Here is a 19,603-nt window from a genome sequence, read left to right on the forward strand (position 1 = left end):
TGCCCAAAGGCTCGCAGATGAGCATCCTGGCGATGAAGATGGACGCAAACGACGACGGGGTGATGGACTGGTTCTCGCCGGACAGGAGCGGCCAGCCCGTCCCCGTCCCCGCGTTTCTCGACCCGGACGGCGATGGAATCGTGACGGAAAAGGACGCGGCGTATCTTGGATACTACTGGGGCGAAACGACGTTCGAGGAGCTGTGGATACCGCTCCCCGCGCCCGATTGGGATTGAACGCCGCGGCGTGAACGCCGCGCTCCAGGCGAAACGACGTTCGAGGAGCTGTGGATACCGCTCCCCGCGCCCGATTGGGATTGAAAGCCGCGGCCTGAAGGCCGCGCTTCCCGGATCGCGATTGGGGTTGAAGGCGCGAAGCACCGGGGGGTACGGATCAATGGCGGTTTGAAACAGGAAATCGGGCGCCGGCAAGCCGGCGCACTCCCGAAGCGCGGCGTGAATGACGCGTTTCCCGGCGCACTCCCGAAGCCGCGGCCCGAACGACGCGTTTCCCGGCGCACTCCCGAAGCCGCGGCCTGAACGCCGCGCTTCCCGGCGCAGTCCCGGATTATCCCGGGAGGGCGGGCATCGTGTTATAATCCGCGTACCGCCTCATTTCCGGCTTTCGCAAGGAGGAATCCCGTGGACGGTGTTGTAATCGCTGGAATCGTACTTGTCGTACTCGTTCTCATCGGCATCTTCTGGTGGATCGGGACGTACAACGGCCTCGTGCGCAAGCGCCAGGACGTCAAGGCGTCGTGGGCGCAGATAGACGTGCAGCTCAAGAAGCGCTACGACCTCGTCCCCAACCTGGTCGAGACCGTCAAGGGCTACGCCGCGCACGAGCGGGAAACTCTGGAAAACGTGACGAAGGCCCGCCAGCAGGCGATAGACGCGTCGAACGTGAAGGACCAGGTCGCTGCCGAAAACTTCCTTTCCTCCACGCTCAAGAGCCTTTTCGCGCTGAGCGAAGCTTATCCCGACCTAAAAGCCAACCAGAATTTCCTGATGCTCCAGGAGGAGCTGTCCGGAATCGAATCCAAAATCGCGTACGCCCGCCAGCATTACAACGACGTGGTTATGGTGTACGAAACGGGAAGGATGCAGTTCCCGGCAAGCATCGTCGCCGGCTCCGCGGGCTTCGGTCCGGAGGAGTACTTCGAAATCGAGCTGGCCGAGGAGCGCGAAGCGCCGAAGGTGAGCTTCGGCAAATAAGCAGGCGCCGCGCCTTCGCGGCGGAGGAATGACTTGCCCGATACGCCCGAAACCGGAGGGGTGCACGCGATGCGCCGCCTGGACTGGAACCAGTTCGGCGAGCTGTGCGAGCGGTTCGCGGACGAGATCGCGGCCGGATACCGCCCGGACGTGGTGGTCGGGATCGCGATGGGCGGGGTGATTGTCGGCGCGGTAATCGCGGCGCGTTTGAAGGTGGATTTTTTTCCCATAAAGCTGTCCAGACGCGTGATGGCCGAGGTCGTGCAGGAGGAGCCCGTATTCCACATCAAGCCCTACGCGTACTGCGAGGGAAAGCGCGTTTTGCTGGCGGACGACTTCGCGCACAGCGGGCAGACGCTCAGGATCGCGGGCCGCGCGATCGGGATGTTCAATCCGATCGACGTGAAGACCGCGGCGCTGTACCGCGACGAGGCTGGATACAAGCCGGACTTCTGCGCCGTGTCGTCGGACGCGCGCCTGCTCTTGCCGTGGGATTACTCCGGCGGCGCCGCGCCGGAGGGGGGTGAGTAGGCGTGCCGTCCGGAGCAGGACGGGGAGGACGCGGCATCGCGTACGCGGCCGGATGGACGGCGGCAACGCTTGTGCTTTCGGCGGCGCTCGTTTATTTCGGCCTAACCTCGAGGTCGGGTGTGCGCGAGGAGATTCCGCAGGCGGAGCTTAAGGCCGGCCTCGGCAAGCGCACGTTCGACCCCAACAACCCGCCCGCGTTCACCGTGGAGCGCGCGGAGCTTGTGTTGTCCGACAAGGACGGGAAGCCCAAGCTGCGGCTCGAAACCGACCGAATCGTAGGCGAAAACCAGGTGCTGTCGGTAAGGGAAGTGACCGCCCGGTTCGCGCTGGAAAAGGAAGACGAACTGGTGATCGAAGCGCGGGATTGCAAGTATTTCCTGGAAGGAAAGGAAGCGGTGATCGAAGGCGACGTGCGCGGCAGCGTCGCGGCGCGCGGGCAGGCGTTTTCGGCGCGCAAGCTTAGCTGGAGCGAGGAGAGCGCGGCGATCAAAGCGCACGACGTGGTGATGACAGACCCGCAGTTCACCACGCGCGGCGACTCGATGACTATTGATCTCGAATCGGGAAAGATCGACCTGACCGGGGGAGTGACCCTGGACATCTGATGCCGGAAGCGTTAGGCGCGGTATTCGGGACTGTCCCTGGTGTCGCTTTCGCTTTTGCGTTTTTTCTTTTGCTCGCGGCGAAACCCTTAAAACGGTGGGAACGCGGAAGCGCGCTGCCCGGATTCGGATTCGGCGCGCTGTCGTTCGCGGCGGGAATCGCCGCGGGGGCTGCGCTGGTTGTCGCGACGATCGCGATTGCGATTGCTGCGGGCGACGCGGGATTTTCCGCGCGGCCGGTAAACGACATTCCCGGCGGGCGGGGAATCGAAATGGAATGGGCGCGGTTCCTTTCGTTTTTGCTTTTCGCCGCCGTGCGCGAAGAGCTGATGATACGGGCTTACCTTTTGCTCGTTCCATTCTGGTGCGCGTGCGCGGCTATCGAGACCATGGCGGGCAAAGCAAGCGCGCGCGCACGCGGCGCATTGGCAGCCGCGGCGTTTTGCGCGCTGCTGGCCGGACAAGCGATAGTTTTCGCGCTGATGCATGCCGACAATCCGAACGCAACCTCTTTCGCGCTCGTCAACGTCGCGTTGGCGGGCGCGCTGTTTGGAATTGCTGCAGCGGGAAAGGGCGGGTTTTACGCGGCGGCCGGAATGCACTGGGCGATTAACTTGACTTACGAAGTTTTCAACTTGCCGATCAGTGGCATCGAATTTGACACAGGATTTCATTCGTTCGCGATTGTGCTTTCGGAAGGCGGGGCGGCGGGAGGAGGTGCTTTCGGCCTGGAAGGCGGATGGGCGATGACGGCCGCGCTTATTTTGGGGATCGCGGTCGCGGTTGGATGGCTGCGAAAGCAGACCAAATCTGTATTTTCCGCAGGCGCGGCGGGATCGGGAAGCGCCGCGCCGCGGGAATAGTGCGCAAGTGAAATCCGGATACCGGTGGGAGTATGTCCGAAAGTCCGCTCCGCCGGACTATTGACAAATCTTTAATCGCGCGTTATTTTGGTCGCGATTGCGGCGGCGACGGCGGCGGCAGCAGTTCGCCCCGGAGCCCGTCGCAGGTTTTGAAAGCAAATTGCGGTTCAGACCATAAATCCCGGAGGTGGGACTTTTGGATTACTCGGAAAGACCGTTTTTGAAGATCGGCCGGCTCATCCGAAACCTTCGGATCGCCGCCGGCCTGGCCCAGCACGAGCTGGCGCAGGAAATTGACATCAACAACAGCTACCTCTCCCGCATCGAGAACGGCGAGCGCCGTCCGTCTCCCAAGATAATGAAACGGATGGCAGCGGTGCTGCCGACGACGTACGAAGACCTGGTCGCGGCCAGCGGGCTGATCAGCGAAGATTTCACGATCGTCCCGAAGTCGGACGGGGAAAAAAGGGACATATCCCGCTCCATCGAGGAGCTTCGCGAGATATTGGCTCAAATCGAGCGCAAGCCGCTTGGCGAAGTGCTTCACGGCAGGCTCGACCCGTCAAAGATAGTGCGCCGGGGCGCGCCGGTTTTCAGCAAAGTGCCCGCGGGATTTTTCGACGACATGAATGTGGTCCACGAGTACGACGATTACGAGCAGCTTGTTCTTGCCGAGGACGAGCTGGGATACGACCCGAAGGCTTTCGCGTTGCGCGTCAAGGGCGACTCGATGGTGGAAGCCGGAATTTTCGAGGACGACATCGTAATAGTTTCGCCGAACACGAAGGTGGCGAACGGCGACATCGCCGCTGTCAAGTACGGCAGGGCGGAAATTACGCTCAAGCGCTTCTATATGGACGGGGAAACTATCATTCTCCAGCCGTGCAACAGCAAGTTCCGTCCGATTACGTTCTCGAATCCGGAGGACGTGACGGTGCTTGGAAAAGTCATTCTGGTGAGAAGGAAGCTGTATTAGCCGAGTAATCGAGTTGCCGAGTGGCTTAGTTGCTTAGTGGCCGAGCCGAAAAGCGTTGACAGTTAAACAGTTGACAGTTGACAGTTGGACAGTTGACAGTTGACAGTTGCTTCGCATAACCGCTACGTCTTTGTCTTGGACTGCCGCTTCTTGAGGTAGGTTTGCAGTCCGCCAATCAGCATAATCACTTCTTCCGCCAGCGAGTAAAATGCCTTGAATTCCATTTCGTCGAGGTAATTCGCGTCGCTGCCGACGTATAAAAGGGACTGAACTTCCGCGGCCGACCCCCTGGAGATCAGAAGGAAGTGGTGAAAGTCCTTTGCACCCGTTCTGCCGAAGCCCTCCGCGATGTTGCTCATTATCGAAATGGCCGACCTCCAAATCTGGTCCCGGTAGGCGAAATCCGTTCTGAGCGAATCTTTTAGAGTCAGCTTGGGAACCAAACCGCAAAGCTGACGCGCTTTCCGCCAGGCCATCAATTCCTCGACCTTGTTAAGAGTCGCCACCTCGATTCTCCTTTAAAAAATCAACGCTTGCGCCGAATCCGGTTTTAACTGTCAACTGTCCAACTGTCAACTGTTAACTTTTAGCTGTTAACTATCTAACTATGCGCTGCAACAACCGCCTTCTCTGAGGCGCTCTGGGGCAAGTTCGAAAAAAGCTTTTCGGGAAATTAATCGTTTATCCATTCCGCCACGAATATGTTCGTCTCGCCTTCGACCAGACCGTTCCTGTTGCTTGCGAACACCAGGTATTTCCCGTCCGGGCTGTACATCGGAAATCCGTCGAATCCGTCGTAAAAAGTCACTCGCTCGGCCGCGCCGCCCTGGGCGGACATCACGTACAGGTCGAAGTTGCGCCCCCCCCCGTTCATATTGCTGCAGAAAACGATCCGTTCGTTGCCCGGGCTCATGTTCGGGCCGAAATTCGCCGCGCCGTTGTCGGTGAGCTGGCGCTTGTTTCCGCCGTCGCGGTCCATCGCCCATATTTCGAGATGCCCTGGACGCACCAGTTCCGCCGCGAGAAGCTCGCGGAAGTCCGCGATTTCCTCGGCGGTTTTCGCGGGCTGCCTGCGCCATACGATCGTCGAGCCGTCGTAGGATGGAAAGCTTCCGCCGTCGTATCCGGGCAGATCGGTCAGGCGCTCCACCGTTTTTTTCGCTGGATCGAGCGCGTATAGGTCGAGGTCGCCGTCGCGCGCCGACGTGAAGACAATCCTGTCGCCGTGCGTCCAGTCCACGCCTTCGCACTCCGCGTCGTATCCGGCGACGTCGGTCAGCCGTTCGAGTATTTCGCCCGTCTCGCTGTCCGCGATGTAAAGCTCGTAAGCCCTGTACACCGGCCAGACGTAGCCCTTGGAGTAATCCGGCGGCGGGGGCGCGCCCGGCATTTCCGCAAACGTGCTTGCGTACACGATGCGCTTGTTGTCGCCGAGGAAGAACGAACATGTGCAGACGCCCTGCCCGTTCGAAACGCGGCGGGAGGCTCCGGTTATCACATCGAGGATGTATATTTGATCCGCCCGGCCGCCGTCCCGCTTGGACTGAAATGACAATTTCTTTCCGTCGGGCGACCAGTATGCCTCCGCGTTCTCCCCGCCGAAGGTAAGCTGGCGAAGGTTGCGCAGAAACCTCTCTTCGCCCGGAAAAAGCTGCGGCGGCGGATAAAGATGCGGCTGCTGGAAGCCTGCCTGCGCCCTTTCGATTTCCTCCGGAGTGCAGTTTTTTCCTATTTCGGTCGGATTTTTGCCTCCGCCGTGGCTGGTGTTCGACGCGGCCTCCCCGCTTGCGGCGGACGCGGCGATATTCGAAATGGGCGCGGCGGACAGCGCCGCTGCGGCTGCGACGGCAATCGCGATGAAGACTGATTTGTGCATGGCGGGGAATATTACCGCCCGCGCCGGAGAATCTTGCTATTCCGATGCGCCGTCCGCACGGAAGAACTCCGTCCGGTCGCGGCCTTTCACAATCGCGCGGCCGTGCTCCAGCGTCACGCGGCCTTCCGCGAACCACTGGATCACCTGCGGGTACAGCTTTCGCTCTTCGGCTTGGACGCGCGCGGCCAGAGTGTCCGGCGTGTCGTCGTCGCGCACGGGCACCGCGCGCTGCGCGATTATCGGCCCGTGGTCATATTCATCGTCCACGAAATGGACGGTGCAGCCGGTCACTTTCACGCCGCGGGAAAGCACGGCCTCGTGCACATGGTGGCCGTAGTAACCCCGCCCGCAGAACATCGGAATAAGCGCCGGATGGATGTTGATTATCTTCCCGAAATACTTGGGCGCGGCGAAATACTTGCTCATAAATCCGGCGAAGACCACCAGATCCACCGGAAATTCATCCAGCGCCGCATCGACAATTTTGGAAAACTCCCGCTCGTCGGGGTGCTTCTTGCGGCTGACGACGCGCGTCGGGATGCCCGCGGCTTCCGCGATTTCGAGACCGCGCACGCCCGGCCTGCTTGAAACGACGACGGAGATCCGCGCGTCGAGCTTTCCCGCCGCGATGCATTCGAGAAAATTCGCGAGCGTCGAGCCCGCTCCGGAAAGGAGCACGGCGAGGTTTATAGGCTTGATTGAATCTGCCGCCATTCCTCGTTGATTATTGCACAGCATGGCTGGTTTGCGGTTCGACCAAGCTCCTGTGGTAAAATTTTCAGGGGCATAATCAATTCCACTCCGGGGTTCGCCGCATTGCTTGCCGAATTCTTTCGTCCCGAATATATAGACTATCACCAGTATCTATACAGTCTTGCGCTTTTCATTTTCGGCGCGGCTGCGTTTTCCGTCGCGAGCGCCACTGGAAGGTATTTCCCTTGGATTTGGCTCACCGCATTCGGCACGGTTCGCGGCTTGGCCGAGTGGCTCGGCCTGCTTGCTATAGCGCTTGAAAAAGGAATTGTGGTTGGAAATGCATTTGCAATTATCCGGGCCGCTTCATACGCATTACTCGCATGTTTTTGGGTGTCAACGCTAATAAACCGCAAACATCGCTTTGGTGCTTACTTTGCCGCGTTTCTGCTTTTCGCCGGAATTATTGCGGCATGGTTGCTTTGGCCGGACAAGGCGGATCTGCTTGCGCGTTACGTTCTGGCGATTCCCGGAGGAACGCTTGCCGCAATTGCGCTTTTTGGGCATGCGAAATCCGCGGCGGCAGGCAGACGCACGCTTTTGTCTGCTGCGATTTGTCTGATTGGATACACGTTTTTGTTCTGGTTTGCAACAATAACGGACTCCGGCCCGGTTTTGTTGGCAATCAAAACGCTGCTGTGCCTGTCGCTGGCGGCTTTGCTGATGAGTTTTTCCCGTGTTTTACGTCAGGCGGCGGCATTGGAGTGGCGGCTCGATGCGAATTGCGTCTCGTGCCGCTGGGCGATGGGCGCCGTAGTCGCGCTCGCCGTCGCCGCATATTTCGTATCCGGTGCGGCCGGCAAGGAGGAAGACGCGCAATTGCGAGAGGAGCTGCTCAATTCGGCAAAAAGCGTGGCGGGTCTTCTTGAACCGGAAAGGATCGATACGCTAAAAGGCGACGAAACCGACTACTCTAATCCCGACTGGCAGGCGCTTCGCGGCGACATGATGAAAATCAAGGCAGGCAATTCAAAAATCAGGTTCGCTTATCTGATGGCGCTTGAAAACGGGAAAGCGATTTTTCTCGTAGACAGCGAGCCGGCGGATTCGCAGGATTATTCTCCGCCGGGTCAAGTTTACTTCGAAGCCGAGGCCGATCTGTACCGCGTATTTGACACGGGAATTCCGGCGGTAAGCGGCCCTTACAGGGACAGATGGGGCGACTGGGTCACCGCGTTTGTACCAATCGGAGGCGGAAATGGAAAGCCGCCTGCGGTGATGGGGTTGGACATGGCGTCCGAAAGATTTTTGCAGAGCATTGCATCAAGACGGGCGCTTGCGATAACAATGATGGGGATTTTAACCGGGCTTTTCATCTCCTTTACGATCGTGATGATTCTTTCCCGGGACCGGGAGCTGCAAATCGCAATCTCCGAAGCCAAACATCGGATCGTTTCCGATTTCACATACAACTGGGAATATTGGATGTCGCCGGAGGGCGGATTCGTTTACGTTTCGCCCGCGGCCGAACGAATCGCGGGCGTCCCGGCCTCGGAAATAGCGTCGGGCGCCGCGCGATTTGAAGAGCTGTTCCGCGCCTCGGAGAGGGATGCAATAAAAAAACAGCTGGAAGAATGCAAGCGTTCCGGTGAGGCGGTATCGGCGAATTACCAGATGGAAACAGGAGGCCAGGTAAAGTTCGTCAGCCACATCTGCACGCCGATCCTGTCGGAGGACGGCCGATTCCGCGGGATCCGCGGTTCCATTGTGGATATAACCGCGCGCAGACTTGCCGAAGCCGAGAAGGACAGGTTGATCGCGGAACTTGAAAAATCGCTGTCGGAGATAAAAACCCTCAAAGGGCTCGTCCCGATCTGCGCGTGGTGCAAGAAAATTCGCAACGACGAAGGATACTGGCAGCAAATGGAAGCGTTCATTTCGGAGCATTCCGAGGCCGAATTCAGCCATGGAATCTGTCCCGATTGCGCCAAAAAAGTGTTGGAGGAATCATGATAAAACGATCGACCTCGATAATCGCCGCGTGTGTTTTGATTTCGGCCGCCGCGCTTGCTGCCGCACCGGCATCCGCGCAGAGCGAATGGAGCTGGGGCGCGGACGCCGCGTTTCTTTCCAAGTACGTCTGGCGCGGCCAAACGTTCACCGACGGATGGGTGCTCCAGCCCGACATCTGGTTCTCGAACGGCGGATTCACGTTCGACATCTGGGCGAACATCGACATGTCGGATGCGAACGAACTGGCGTGGCAGGTAAGCGAGGTGGATTACACCGCGGAGTACGTTATTTCGCTGCCGCGCGCCGACCTGACGCTGGGTGCGGGAATCTACGAATTCCCCCACACCGGCTCGCCCGGCACGACCGAAATTTACGCGGGATTTTCTCCTTCGGACGTGCCGCTCAATCCGCAGATTTTTATCTATTTCGACGTCGACCAGGCCGAGGGCGCGTACGTGGAGGCGCGGCTGTCCTCCACGCTGCACGGAGGGAACAAGGCCGCGATCGCGGACTGGATGGTGCACTTGGGCTGGGGCAGCGGCTCGTACAACGCGTACTATTTCGGCGAGGCGGGCGCGGGGTTCCGCGACCTGACTATAGAGCTTTCGCGCTCGTTCGATATCGGCGGCGGATTCACGCTTACTCCCTCCGCGACTTGGTACACGCTCCTTTCGGACGACCTTCGCGACGCGTCGCCCGACGACAGCGACTGGGCCATCGGAATAATCGCAAGCTATGCGCCCTAGTCCGCCGGCGGCGAATCCGCGCAGAGCGAATGGAGCTGGGGCGCGGATGCCACGCTTTTTTCCAAATACGTCTGGAGCGGCATGGCAGAAGGAACTGATCGACGACGAGATGTACCTTGGCTCTGCGATTGCGCTGGACGCCGCGGACGTGCCGCATGCGCTTTTGTACGATCCCGCGTTTATGAGATTGATGTATTTGAAGCATCGGTAGCAGGGTGGCATATTAATGTTTGAAATAGTCGCCTTCAATCCGGCGATTCATCGCCGCGCTCACGAATCCGGCGGCTGCCAGCCGCCCACACAATAGTCTTCTCGTCCTCGCGACTTTGTAGTTGCTTTTATCCCGCTCCAGCCGCCTCCATCCCCCTCCGCCACGCTTCCTCCGCGTCTGCGAGCCTGACCGAGTACAGCCGCAGCGTGTCCACTGTCATCGTCAGTTTGTCGCCGCCGGTCGAACCTACGCGGGATAAGGATAGCGTTCCGGATTCACTTCCCCGCTTGCCATCTCCTCCCCCCCGCACATGCGAGGCAAGCTGCTCGAAGTCCGGGATGCGATCAGCGTCAACTTCTACCAGCCACCGGTTGCCGCTTTCGCTGAACGCGCCGGAAAGATGCTCGGATTTGATCTCCGCGCCGCTGTCGCTCGGCTCGCCCTTTATGAATCCGGATACCGATATCTCGCAGCCGATGCCAGTGCCGAACGCCATCTCGGCCGCGCACACCGCCAGCCCGCCGTCCGAAACATCGTGGCAGCTCGCGACAAGCCCCGCGTCCATCGCCGCGAGCAGAAAATCGCGGCTCGCCGCGAATTCGGCGTAATCGGGCGACGCCAGCTTTCCGTGCGTCAGACCCAGAATGTAATACGCAAGCGAGCTCGCGTCCAGCGTCCCGTCCGTCGCGCCGACGAGATACAGCGCGCTGCCCGCTTTCGCGAAGCTCTGCGGGATGCGCCGGGCCGCGTCTTCGAGGACGCCGACCATTCCGATTACGGGCGTCGGATTGACCGCGAACCTCTCGGTTTCGTTGTAGAAGCTGACGTTGCCGCCGGTCACGGGCGTTCCAAGCGCCGACAGCGACTCGCGCATCCCCTCGATCGTTTCGGTGAACTGCCACATCACCTCCGGGTCCTCCGGGTTGCCGAAGTTGAGGCAGTTCGTAATCGCAAGCGGCCGCGCGCCGACCGCGATCAGATTCCGCGCCGCCTCGCACACCGCGCGCGCCGCGCCCGCGCGCGGATCGAGAAAGCAAGCATGCGCAGGGCAGTCGGTCGAAATCGCGACCGCGCGCGGCCCCTGCTTGACGCGCACGACCGCGGCGTCTCCGTCGTACGGCGGCACCGTCCCCGTGCGCACCATGTAGTCGTACTGCTCCCACACCGTGCGCTTGGACGCGATGTTCGGATGCGCGAGCAGGTGAAAAAGGAACTCGGCGTAAGGCTGGTTTAGCGGCGGGTGCGGAAGCGCCTCCGGCCACTCGTGATTTGCAAGGAACTCGATAGCGATGCGCGCGACTTCGTCCGGATAAAGCACCGGCATCTGAGAATAGTACGCGGGAACCGCGGCCGGCCGGTCGTACTCCGGCACGTCTTTCGTAATCAAATTATTCGGAATTTCGGCGACTATTTCGCCGCGGTGCTTGACACGGTACACCGGCTCGGAAAGCACGACGCCGATTTCGACCGCGTCCAGCTCCCACTTTTTGAATGCGGCGATGAATTCCTGCTCCCGCCCGCGCTCGACGCAAAGCACCATCCGCTCCTGGCTTTCGGAAAGCATCATTTCGTACGCGGTCATGTCCTCCGCGCGCTGGGGCACTTTGTCGAGGTCGAGTTCGACGCCCACGCCGCCGCGCCCCGCCATCTCGCAGGTCGAGCTTGTCAGCCCGGCCGCGCCCATGTCCTGCATCCCGATGAGGCCGGGCATCCGCGCGACTTCCAGGCACGCTTCGAGCAGCAGCTTCTCGTAAAACGGATCTCCCACCTGCACCGCGGGACGGTCCTGCGACGCGTCCTCGGCCAAGTTCACGCTCGCGAACGTGGCGCCCTGGATGCCGTCGCGTCCGGTCTTGGCGCCGACGTAGAGGATGGGATTACCCTCCCCCCCCGCAGTTCCCTTGACGATATGCTCCGGCTCGACGACGCCGAGGCAAAGCACGTTGACCAAAGGATTAGTCGAATAGCTTTCGTCGAAAACGACTTCGCCGCCGACGGTGGGGATTCCCAGGCAGTTCCCGTAGTGCGCGATTCCGGAAACGACGCCGCCGAAAAGGTACTTCGTGCGCGCGCGTGTGGCCTCCTCGCGCGCGATTGCTTCCTCGGCGTTTCCGTTCGCGGAATTCGCAATCTTCGCTTTTTCCGCCGCGGTTAATTTCGATATCGGGCCGAACCGCAGCGGGTCGAGCAGCGCGACCGGCCGCGCTCCCATCGCGAAAACATCGCGGACGATTCCGCCGATTCCCGTGGCCGCGCCCTGGAAAGGCTCGACCGCGGAGGGGTGGTTGTGCGATTCGATCTTGAACGCGACGGCCAGCCCGCCGCCGATATCCACCACGCCCGCGTTTTCGCCCGGCCCCTGCAAAACCGCGCCGCCGCCGGAGGGCAACTTTCGCAGATGCTTCTTCGAGCTCTTGTAGTTGCAGTGCTCGCTCCACATCGCGCCGAAGATGCCCAGCTCGACGACGGTTAAATCCCTGCCCATCAGTTCGCGGGCGCGCAAATACTCGTCGCGCGTCAGCCCGACACGCGCGAGAAGCGCGGGGGTGATTTCCCCGCCGGGAATGTGTTTGCCTTCAGATTGCATTCGAATAGATGACACCGGATCACCTTTCCCTTGAACTGCGAAGGGGAAATAAGTTACCACAATTTCCCGCCTATAATCAGCAGTCCGCCACGCGGCTGGCCGGTGAAGCTCCTTTTGTCGCGAAACCTGTACGATGCGAAGGCGGCCAATCACTTGTGGCTTGGAGTGCAGGAATGCTGAAGGAATTTCGAGAGTTCGCAATGAAGGGAAACGTCCTGGACATGGCTGTCGGAATAATCATCGGCGGCGTGTTCACACCCATCGTCAAGGCGCTCGTTGACGAGCTTCTGATGCCGCTGATCGGACTGGTAATCGGCAAGGTGGATTTTTCCGGGCTTTACCTGCTGCTCAAGCCCGGAGCCGCGAATCCTGGCCCTTACGAGACGCTCGCCGCGGCGAAGGCCGCAGGGGCTGTGGTGCTTGGGTACGGGGCATTTGTCAACACGATCGTCACCTTCTTGATTGTTTCATTCGCTTTGTTTCTTCTGGTCAAGGGAATGAACAAGCTGAAAAGGGAAGAAGCGGCAGCGCCCAAAGCGCCATCCACGAAACCATGTCCGAAATGCTGCACGGACATTCCGATCAAGGCGGTGCGATGCCCGGCCTGTACATCGGAATTGGCAGCATAATCATGCAAACCTAAGTCGCGGCGGCCGCCGCGGCCGCGGCCATCGCGCTTTCGAACACGCGCCTGCCGTCGGTGCCGCCGATCACGCTTTCGACAGCGCGCTCCGGGTGCGGCATCATGCCGAGCACGTTTCCGCGCTCGTTGCGGATGCCCGCTATGTTGTGAAGGCTGCCGTTCGGATTGTACGCGGGCGGCGCGGCTCCGTTCCAACCGAACTTCTCCCACTCGCTCGTACCGTCGGGAGCGCAATACCGCCACACGACTTCGCCCTGGTCTTCGAGCATCGCGAGAGTTTCGCGGTCTGCGACATAGCATCCTTCGCCGTGCGCGATCGGCACCGATATCACTTCGCCGGGAAAATAGCGCGACGTGAAAACGCTTTCCTTGGATTCGCAGCGCAGGTTGACCCACTTGCACGAGAACCGCAGGCTGGAATTGCGGATCAGCGCTCCGGGCAGCAGCCCCGCCTCGCAAAGCGTCTGGAATCCGTTGCAAATCCCGATGACGGGGCCGCCGCGGTTCGCGAACTCCACGACCGACTCCATCACCGGCGAGAACCGCGCGATCGCGCCGCATCTCAGGTAGTCGCCGTAGCTGAACCCGCCGGGAAGGATTATTGCGTCGACGCCTTGCAGATCCCGTTCGCCGTGCCAGAGCCAGACGGTATCAATCCCCATCACGTGCTTGGCGGCGCGGTACGCGTCGTAGTCGCAGTTGCTTCCGGGAAATACGACGATGCCTATTTTCACGATTCCTCCTCTCTGACACCGGCGATTTTTTTCCAAGCGATAAAGGGAAATTTATTTTTGACATCCGGAATAACATATTTGGATGCTTCTCCCGCTACCACATTCTTCATTATTGCTGCGGACTGGAGCTTGTTGTCTTTGCAAAAGCTTTCGAATTCTGCATTCTTGGCAAACGCAACCCCATCCTTGGCCGCATCAATCATATTCAAAATTCTCTCAAGTTTAAGGCTTTTCATACACCAACCTTGCCGATTCCAATACCAGATCGCGAAAGTATCTGGAAATGAATCCTTCTGTATTCAAATCCTCTTTCCTTCCCGGCATATCGATAAACTCGTCCGCCATCCCGAAAAAATCGAACCCCGGCACATGCTCCGGATCGAACTCGACAAGGATGTCCAAATCGCTGTCGGGGCGGAATTCGTCGGTGAGCGCGCTGCCGAACACCGGGAGCTTGCGGATGTAATTCCGCATGCAGAATTCGGCGATTTTCTCAAGCGGCAATTCGATTCCTGCAACAATCATCTCGAACATTATACCCAGCGCTCTACGCGCCGACTATCAGCACCTCGCCGCCTTCGGCGCGGAAGTCCAGCCTGCCCTGCGCGATAAGCTCCAGCACGGCGAGGAACATCGTGACCAAATCCATCACGGTCGGCTGCGCGTATAGCATCTCGTGCAGCTTTCGTCCGGACGATAAAAGCACCTGGTCTTCCAGAAGCTCTTCAATCACTTCCTCGATCGGCCGCGATTCGTGTTCGAGCGTCACGCCTTCCGCCCTGCGCTCCGAAAGCACGCGCTGGAACGTGGTCATCAAGTCGTAAAGCGAAAGCTCGTCGAAGCTGACGATCAGTCTGTCCTCGATTTCCTTGTGGAATCCGCCGGGGACGAACCTGCTCATTTCCTTAAGCCGCTTTTCGAATTCCGCAGCGATCAGCCTGAAGCTTGCGAACACCTGCCCGCCGTCCGCCCGCTCCACTTCGTCCAGGAACTCATCCCCTTCGCCTTCGGCGTCTTTCGGCGGCGCGGGGAGAAGCGCCCGGCTTTTGATTTCCAGCAATGTACCCGCGAGCACCAGAAACGCGTAGCCTTCCTCGAGCTCCGCCAGTTTGTTTTCGTTTACGTATGCAATGAACTGGTCGCAAATCAGGCTGAGGTTAATGCGCGCCGGGTCCATCTCGTTGCGGCGGACGAGGCCGAGCAATAACTCAAGCGGCCCGGCGAACTCGATGGCGTCCAATCTGAATTCCGGCGCCATCACGACACCGCCTTGACGAACGCGTCGAACCATCCGACGTATTCGCCTACCAGTTTTCCCAGAAGAAACCTTAGCGGCGCGGCATGAAGCCAAGGAACGGGCAGGAATAAAAGCGCGAGGATTATCATAATTCCGTAAGGCTCGACTGAAAGGTAGCCGCGCATCGCCTGCGCCGGAAGCGCGCTCGAAACGATCCGGCTTCCGTCCAGCGGGGGCACCGGCACCAGGTTGAAACTCGCAAGAAGCAGATTGATGATGAACATCTCAATGACGAGCGTGTCCGCACCCGGAAACGAGATCGCGCCGCGAATTATCGGAATCGCGATCAAAAGGCTTAGCCCGGCGAGCAGCACGTTCGTCAGCGGCCCCGCGAGCGCGACGGTGAACAGGCCGAGCCTGAAATTCCCGAATTTGCGCGGGTCGATCGGCACCGGCTTCGCCCAGCCGATGCCGAATCCGGTCAGCAGAACGAAAACGAGAAAGATCGTGCCGAGAACGTCCATGTGCGGAAGCGGATTGAGCGTGAGCCGCCCCGCGCGCTTGGCGGTGTCGTCGCCGTTCCACAGCGCGACCAGGCCGTGCGCGACCTCGTGCAGAATTATCGCCGAAAGAAAAACGACGCCTATCCAGACGTAGTCCCAGGCGCCGTAATTGGTTCCCACGGAAGCGGATTGTATCACCGAGTTAGGCGCTATCCCGCCTACCCGTTGCCCTGCTGGCTCTGCAGGTTGGCGATGGCCTGCTGCAGGAATTGCGACTGCCCCTGGAATTCGGTCAGCGCGCGCTCCATCGCGGCGAATTGGCGGCGCAGCCTGAGTTCGTACTGCACAAGCGCGGCCTCGCCGCGCTCAATCGCGCCCGACAGGTTTTCAATCTGCCGGTCGAAGCTCCCCCCCGTGCGCGTGCGCTCGAACAATATCCCGCCGACGCGCGTCGAAAGGTCGATGAAATTGCGCGTCCGCGTCGACACGCCGCCGGATACCAGCGGATCGCCTCCCAGGAACGTTCCCGAAGCGAGTCCGAGCGCGTCCAGAATTCCCTGCGGGCCTTCCGAAAAATCGTTGATTTGAATTTGCGCGCGGCTGCCGTCGGTTTTGGAGCTTTCAAGAATCAGGTTGTAGCCGAAACCGAATTTGGAGGTAATTCCCGAAAGCCCCGCCGCAGCAAGCGCGGAGCCGATGTAGCCGCCCACCTGATTCATCGTGCTGTAGCCCGCGGGTATCGTGACCGACGCGGTGCTCACGCCGTCGCCGATCGTGAATTGCAGCGGATTTGAAAGCGAAACTCCGGCCACAAGATTTTTCGTGCCGGAAACTTCGGCCTTGCTGGACAGCGAGTTCGAGAATAACGTGAAAAGATCGTCCGAATTATTTTCAATCGCGTCCTGGAGAAGCGAATTCGCCTGTACCAGCGAGCGGATCGTTTCCTCGTCCGTCGTGTTCGCAAGCAGCCTGCCGCGGCTGTCCACCGCGCTTTCCGGCCCCGTGCCGACAAGCCCGGTGGTCAATCCGATTTCCGAAAGCGAGCGGAATTTGCCGGAGTTCGCGACCGGCCCCATTAACAGCTCGCGCAGCCTGCGCGCCATAAGCGCAACCGTGCCGTCGCCGGCTATCGCCTGCTGCTTCAACAGCCTCTGGCGCTCGTTGTTGTACAGGTCTATGTCCGCGAGCGACATCTGATCCATCTTTTCGCGCGTGAGCGGCTCTATTCGCCTGCGTTCGTCTTCGGTCAACGGTTTCGGATTGATGAACTCCATCGTCTTGTTCCACTCGACGATGAATTCCACGATCGCATCCTCCGCCGCGGTTGTATCGGCCTCGATCGTAATCGTCACAGGTGAAGATGTTGTTCCGAGCAGATTGAACGAAACCCCGTCCACTATGTCGGAGGGATTGTTCGTGGGGCGCGTGTACGAAATTCCGTTTATCGAGAAGGCCGCCGATTCGCGCTTGGTTCCCACCTCGGTCTGGACGCCCGGAGAATTAGTAAGCCTCATAGCCGAGAGAAAATTCGAAGTGTCGTTCGTGCTCCCCAGGACGATATAGTCCGCCGTCGTGTTTTCGTCCAGATTCTGGACGAGCGTGAGCGCATCGGTGGCGGAAGAATAAGATGCCGTCACGCCCGCGCCGCTGCGGTTTATCTTGTTAATAATGGTTGAAAGTGAATCGGTCGAACTGTCCACGAAAATGTTGACGCCGTTTATCGTGAAACTGCCGGTTGTGGGAATCGTATCGAATCCCGCGGTTGCGAGCGGCTCCGAAAGCGAGATCGCGCCCTTGTTGCGCCCGGCCATGAAGGCTGCCCCGGTTGACGCGGTAAGCCGGGCGGCCGCGAGGAAGTTCGATGTATCCCCCCCCGCTCCGACCGTTATCGCCTGCGGGCCGGAGTTTGCGTTTCTCAATATGAACCTGTCGCTCGCGCCGTCGTATTCCATCACGACGCCCGCGCCAGACGAGTTGACCTGGCCTATCACGTCCTGAACCGTGGTCGCCGCAAGACCGCCTATCGTGAATTGCACTCCGTTTATCGTGAAAGTGCCGGCCGTGACCGGTGTCGCGAAATTCGCGGAAGAAAGCGTCTCGGTCACGTCCATCGGAGGAACCGTCGCGGCGGATGGCGAAGAAACGTTGCGCGCGCCGACCACGCGCCCGGCCAGCGCCGGCGCGCTTGAAAGCTCGGCGGACTCGGTCGTACGGATTATCGCGAGGCCGTCGCCAAAGGTGTGCACTCCCCCCCCGTTTATGTTCACTCCCGCCACCAGCGATGAAATCGCGCTTCCTTCGCTGCCGTAGGACGCCTTGCGAAGGGATGCCGCCGCGACGTCGCCCGCAAAACGGTCCACCGCTGTGTAGTCCGTCGCGGTTGTGTTTGAAGCAAAACTGTTTACGTTGTCCGGCGCGCTGGTGTCCTGGGTCGTAACGCCGCCGAAGAACACGTCCACGACTCCCCCCGCGGCGGACGCCGCGACGATGTCGCGTCCGCCTTCGTTCGCTTGGATTACCAGCTTGCCCGTTCCATCCAAGTACGCGGTCACGTCCGGAACTTGAAAATTGATAAGATCGATCAGGCCTTGTATCGTCGTTTTGCCTGTAAGGCCGGTGACGGATTTGGCGATCTGACTTCCGCCGGAATCAGGATCTATCGAAAGCGAAAACGCGGTTACGCCGAGATTTTCGAGAGTATCAACCGCCGACATTGCGGACGTGGAAATCAGCCGCCCCGGAAGACCTTGGGTAAGCGACACTTCATGCAATCCGGTGGATTCCAATGTGAACGCGCCGGTCGCGCCGTAGCCTTGTGAGCTTCCGTCGGTATAGGATACTCCGGCGCCAAAACTAAGCGTTGAGCCGGAAAAGTCTGCATCGACAAAAGTCAGATTCGAGGATGGATCAAAAGACAGCGTACCGGAACCGGAAATCTGGCGAACGATAATCTCGCCGGAATACCCTATGGACACCTGCGCTGTTCCGTTGAACGCTCCGACGAGAAACTGCGCGAACTTTTGAAGCGTATCGGTGTCGTCGCCCGCGAACGTGAAGGTTTCGCTCACCGCGTAGCCGTCGCCGTCCGTGCCGGTAACCTGAATTTGGTCGCCAGCCGTGATCGAGTTTGCCTGTGAAAGCGCATTGAAATGCGTTGTCGGCAGCGCCCTCACTTCGTCGAAAGCGCCCGTTACGGACAGCCCCGTCACCCCCGCGGTGTTGCCCGCGCCAAGATACGCGCTTTTGGCGGTGATCGCGCCGTTCAGCCCGCTTGTCGCCGAGCCCGCTCGCGCAAGCCGCGATATCTCGACCTGATAGCTTCCCCGCTGCGCCCCTGCGGAAGCCGTCGCCGTCACCTTCGCCGGGTCAGAGGAATTCGCGGTGCGGGAAAGAAACGTGGATTCGAGCTTGAGCTTGCCGAGCGCCGTCGTAAGGCTTGCCAGCCGCTGGTTAACCTCCAGCGATACCGAGCGGCGGAAAAACAATTCCTCGCGCCTTGCGATCAGATTGTCAACCGGCCTGCGCTGGACCGAAACGAGCTGGTCGATTATCTGATCCCACTGGATCCCGCTGTTCAAACCCGAAAAGAAAATGCCTGATGTGCTGCTCATCCGCGCGCGTCCTTTCCCCTGTCAAGTTATCGGCAGCTCGGCCGCAGCCTGAAAAAAACGGGGCCCGCAACCTGGGTCGCGGGCCCGTTTCATTCCGTTTAGGTGGAAAACTGCCGCTTATACGGAAATGTCGAGAAGCTTCCCCACCTGCTGCTCAATATACTCGACGATCTCTCCTATGTCCCACGGCGGGATCTCCCGAATGACCTGGCCGGTCTCGGTGTTTCGTACCACTACCCTGAACCAGTTGGTCCGCTCATCAAAACTGATGTCGGTTTTTATCGCGAACAGGTTTGTGGACATATTGAGCTTTCGCAAGAACTTGCTCATCTCCTCCGCGGAGATGGGCTTGACGATCTCATCAAAACTCTTGAGGTTCGGCTTCCTGATCGGCTCGGCGTTCGGGGTATGTGATCCCAACGGCGGTGCCGGCGCGGGAGGTGTGGAGCTTGTCGCCGGGGTTGGCGAGACAGGCTGGCGGGGAAGCGGCGCGGGCGGCGGGGCGGTTGTGACCGCCGGCGCCGGAACGCGGCCGACTCCTATACCAGTTATCTCAGCCATCC

At 59.9% G+C, this 19,603-nt stretch carries 21 protein-coding genes; 10 read left to right on the top strand and 11 right to left on the bottom strand.

The window, feature by feature from the left end; translation table 11 throughout:
• The 6 genes from HRF49_05925 to HRF49_05950 form a co-directional block, all read left to right on the top strand.
• Positions 1-236 (top strand): hypothetical protein (locus tag HRF49_05925; GenBank protein ID MEP0814188.1); only part of this gene is annotated, 236 nt, incomplete at its 5' end.
• A gap of 405 nt (positions 237-641) precedes the next feature.
• On the top strand, positions 642-1,214 hold the full coding sequence (locus tag HRF49_05930; GenBank protein MEP0814189.1) for a LemA family protein: 573 nt from the start codon (positions 642-644) through the stop codon (positions 1,212-1,214).
• Positions 1,215-1,247: 33 nt separating this feature from the next.
• Positions 1,248-1,745, top strand: a complete 498-nt coding sequence (locus HRF49_05935) for a hypothetical protein (GenBank protein ID MEP0814190.1) — start codon at positions 1,248-1,250, stop codon at positions 1,743-1,745.
• A 2-nt stretch (positions 1,746-1,747) separates the two neighbouring features.
• The gene (gene lptC / locus HRF49_05940; protein ID MEP0814191.1) at positions 1,748-2,350 is read left to right on the top strand and encodes an LPS export ABC transporter periplasmic protein LptC; all 603 of its coding nucleotides are present in this window, start codon (positions 1,748-1,750) and stop codon (positions 2,348-2,350) included.
• Positions 2,350-3,210 carry a CPBP family intramembrane metalloprotease gene (locus HRF49_05945; GenBank protein MEP0814192.1) on the top strand — a complete coding sequence of 287 codons (861 nt, stop codon included), beginning with the start codon at positions 2,350-2,352 and terminating at the stop codon, positions 3,208-3,210. The genes lptC and HRF49_05945 overlap by 1 nt, the downstream gene beginning before the upstream one ends.
• Before the next feature lie 196 nt (positions 3,211-3,406).
• Positions 3,407-4,186: a helix-turn-helix domain-containing protein gene (locus HRF49_05950; protein MEP0814193.1), complete on the top strand. Its 780-nt coding sequence runs from the start codon at positions 3,407-3,409 to the stop codon at positions 4,184-4,186.
• A 122-nt stretch (positions 4,187-4,308) separates the two neighbouring features.
• Here HRF49_05950 and HRF49_05955 read toward each other — a convergent pair whose 3' ends face one another.
• The 3 genes from HRF49_05955 to HRF49_05965 all read right to left on the bottom strand — a co-directional run bounded on the left by HRF49_05955 (position 4,309) and on the right by HRF49_05965 (position 6,800).
• A complete protein-coding gene (locus HRF49_05955; protein MEP0814194.1) occupies positions 4,309-4,662 on the bottom strand; it encodes a four helix bundle protein in 354 nt (117 codons plus the stop codon).
• Positions 4,663-4,859: 197 nt separating this feature from the next.
• Positions 4,860-6,062: a PD40 domain-containing protein gene (locus tag HRF49_05960; GenBank protein ID MEP0814195.1), complete on the bottom strand. Its 1,203-nt coding sequence runs from the start codon at positions 6,060-6,062 to the stop codon at positions 4,860-4,862.
• 36 nt (positions 6,063-6,098) lie between these two features.
• Positions 6,099-6,800, bottom strand: a complete 702-nt coding sequence (locus HRF49_05965; GenBank protein ID MEP0814196.1) for a phosphoribosylglycinamide formyltransferase — start codon at positions 6,798-6,800, stop codon at positions 6,099-6,101.
• A 78-nt stretch (positions 6,801-6,878) separates the two neighbouring features.
• On the opposite strand from HRF49_05965, the gene HRF49_05970 reads away from it, so the two are divergent.
• The 3 genes from HRF49_05970 to HRF49_05980 are packed head-to-tail and all read left to right on the top strand — an operon-like array spanning position 6,879 to position 9,725.
• The gene (locus HRF49_05970) at positions 6,879-8,768 is read left to right on the top strand and encodes a PAS domain-containing protein (protein MEP0814197.1); all 1,890 of its coding nucleotides are present in this window, start codon (positions 6,879-6,881) and stop codon (positions 8,766-8,768) included.
• Positions 8,765-9,514: a hypothetical protein gene (locus tag HRF49_05975; GenBank protein MEP0814198.1), complete on the top strand. Its 750-nt coding sequence runs from the start codon at positions 8,765-8,767 to the stop codon at positions 9,512-9,514. The genes HRF49_05970 and HRF49_05975 overlap by 4 nt, the downstream gene beginning before the upstream one ends.
• A gap of 46 nt (positions 9,515-9,560) precedes the next feature.
• The gene (locus HRF49_05980; GenBank protein MEP0814199.1) at positions 9,561-9,725 is read left to right on the top strand and encodes a hypothetical protein; all 165 of its coding nucleotides are present in this window, start codon (positions 9,561-9,563) and stop codon (positions 9,723-9,725) included.
• A 127-nt stretch (positions 9,726-9,852) separates the two neighbouring features.
• On the opposite strand, the gene purL is transcribed toward HRF49_05980, so the two are convergent.
• The gene (gene purL, locus HRF49_05985; GenBank protein ID MEP0814200.1) at positions 9,853-12,312 is read right to left on the bottom strand and encodes a phosphoribosylformylglycinamidine synthase subunit PurL; all 2,460 of its coding nucleotides are present in this window, start codon (positions 12,310-12,312) and stop codon (positions 9,853-9,855) included.
• Between the two features lie 173 nt (positions 12,313-12,485).
• On the opposite strand from purL, the gene mscL reads away from it, so the two are divergent.
• Positions 12,486-12,941 (top strand): large conductance mechanosensitive channel protein MscL, encoded by a 456-nt coding sequence (gene mscL / locus HRF49_05990; protein MEP0814201.1) that lies wholly within the window; start codon positions 12,486-12,488, stop codon positions 12,939-12,941.
• 10 nt (positions 12,942-12,951) lie between these two features.
• On the opposite strand, the gene purQ is transcribed toward mscL, so the two are convergent.
• The 7 genes from purQ to HRF49_06025 all read right to left on the bottom strand — a co-directional run bounded on the left by purQ (position 12,952) and on the right by HRF49_06025 (position 19,601).
• Positions 12,952-13,689, bottom strand: coding sequence for a phosphoribosylformylglycinamidine synthase subunit PurQ (purQ, locus tag HRF49_05995; GenBank protein ID MEP0814202.1), 738 nt, complete (start codon positions 13,687-13,689; stop codon positions 12,952-12,954).
• The gene (locus tag HRF49_06000) at positions 13,686-13,925 is read right to left on the bottom strand and encodes a hypothetical protein (protein MEP0814203.1); all 240 of its coding nucleotides are present in this window, start codon (positions 13,923-13,925) and stop codon (positions 13,686-13,688) included. The genes purQ and HRF49_06000 overlap by 4 nt, the downstream gene beginning before the upstream one ends.
• Positions 13,912-14,223: a nucleotidyltransferase domain-containing protein gene (locus HRF49_06005; protein ID MEP0814204.1), complete on the bottom strand. Its 312-nt coding sequence runs from the start codon at positions 14,221-14,223 to the stop codon at positions 13,912-13,914. The genes HRF49_06000 and HRF49_06005 overlap by 14 nt, the downstream gene beginning before the upstream one ends.
• 13 nt (positions 14,224-14,236) lie before the next feature.
• Positions 14,237-14,980: a segregation/condensation protein A gene (locus HRF49_06010; GenBank protein ID MEP0814205.1), complete on the bottom strand. Its 744-nt coding sequence runs from the start codon at positions 14,978-14,980 to the stop codon at positions 14,237-14,239.
• Positions 14,947-15,609, bottom strand: a complete 663-nt coding sequence (locus HRF49_06015; GenBank protein MEP0814206.1) for a site-2 protease family protein — start codon at positions 15,607-15,609, stop codon at positions 14,947-14,949. Before HRF49_06015 ends, HRF49_06010 begins: the two co-directional genes overlap by 34 nt.
• A gap of 38 nt (positions 15,610-15,647) precedes the next feature.
• Positions 15,648-19,040, bottom strand: coding sequence for a flagellar filament capping protein FliD (gene fliD / locus HRF49_06020; protein ID MEP0814207.1), 3,393 nt, complete (start codon positions 19,038-19,040; stop codon positions 15,648-15,650).
• A 117-nt stretch (positions 19,041-19,157) separates the two neighbouring features.
• Positions 19,158-19,601, bottom strand: a complete 444-nt coding sequence (locus tag HRF49_06025; GenBank protein ID MEP0814208.1) for a flagellar protein FlaG — start codon at positions 19,599-19,601, stop codon at positions 19,158-19,160.
• Positions 19,602-19,603 lie beyond the last annotated feature (2 nt).

The sequence above is a fragment of the bacterium genome (assembly GCA_039961635.1).
Lineage (GTDB): Bacteria > 4484-113 > 4484-113 > JAGGVC01 > JAGGVC01 > JABRWB01.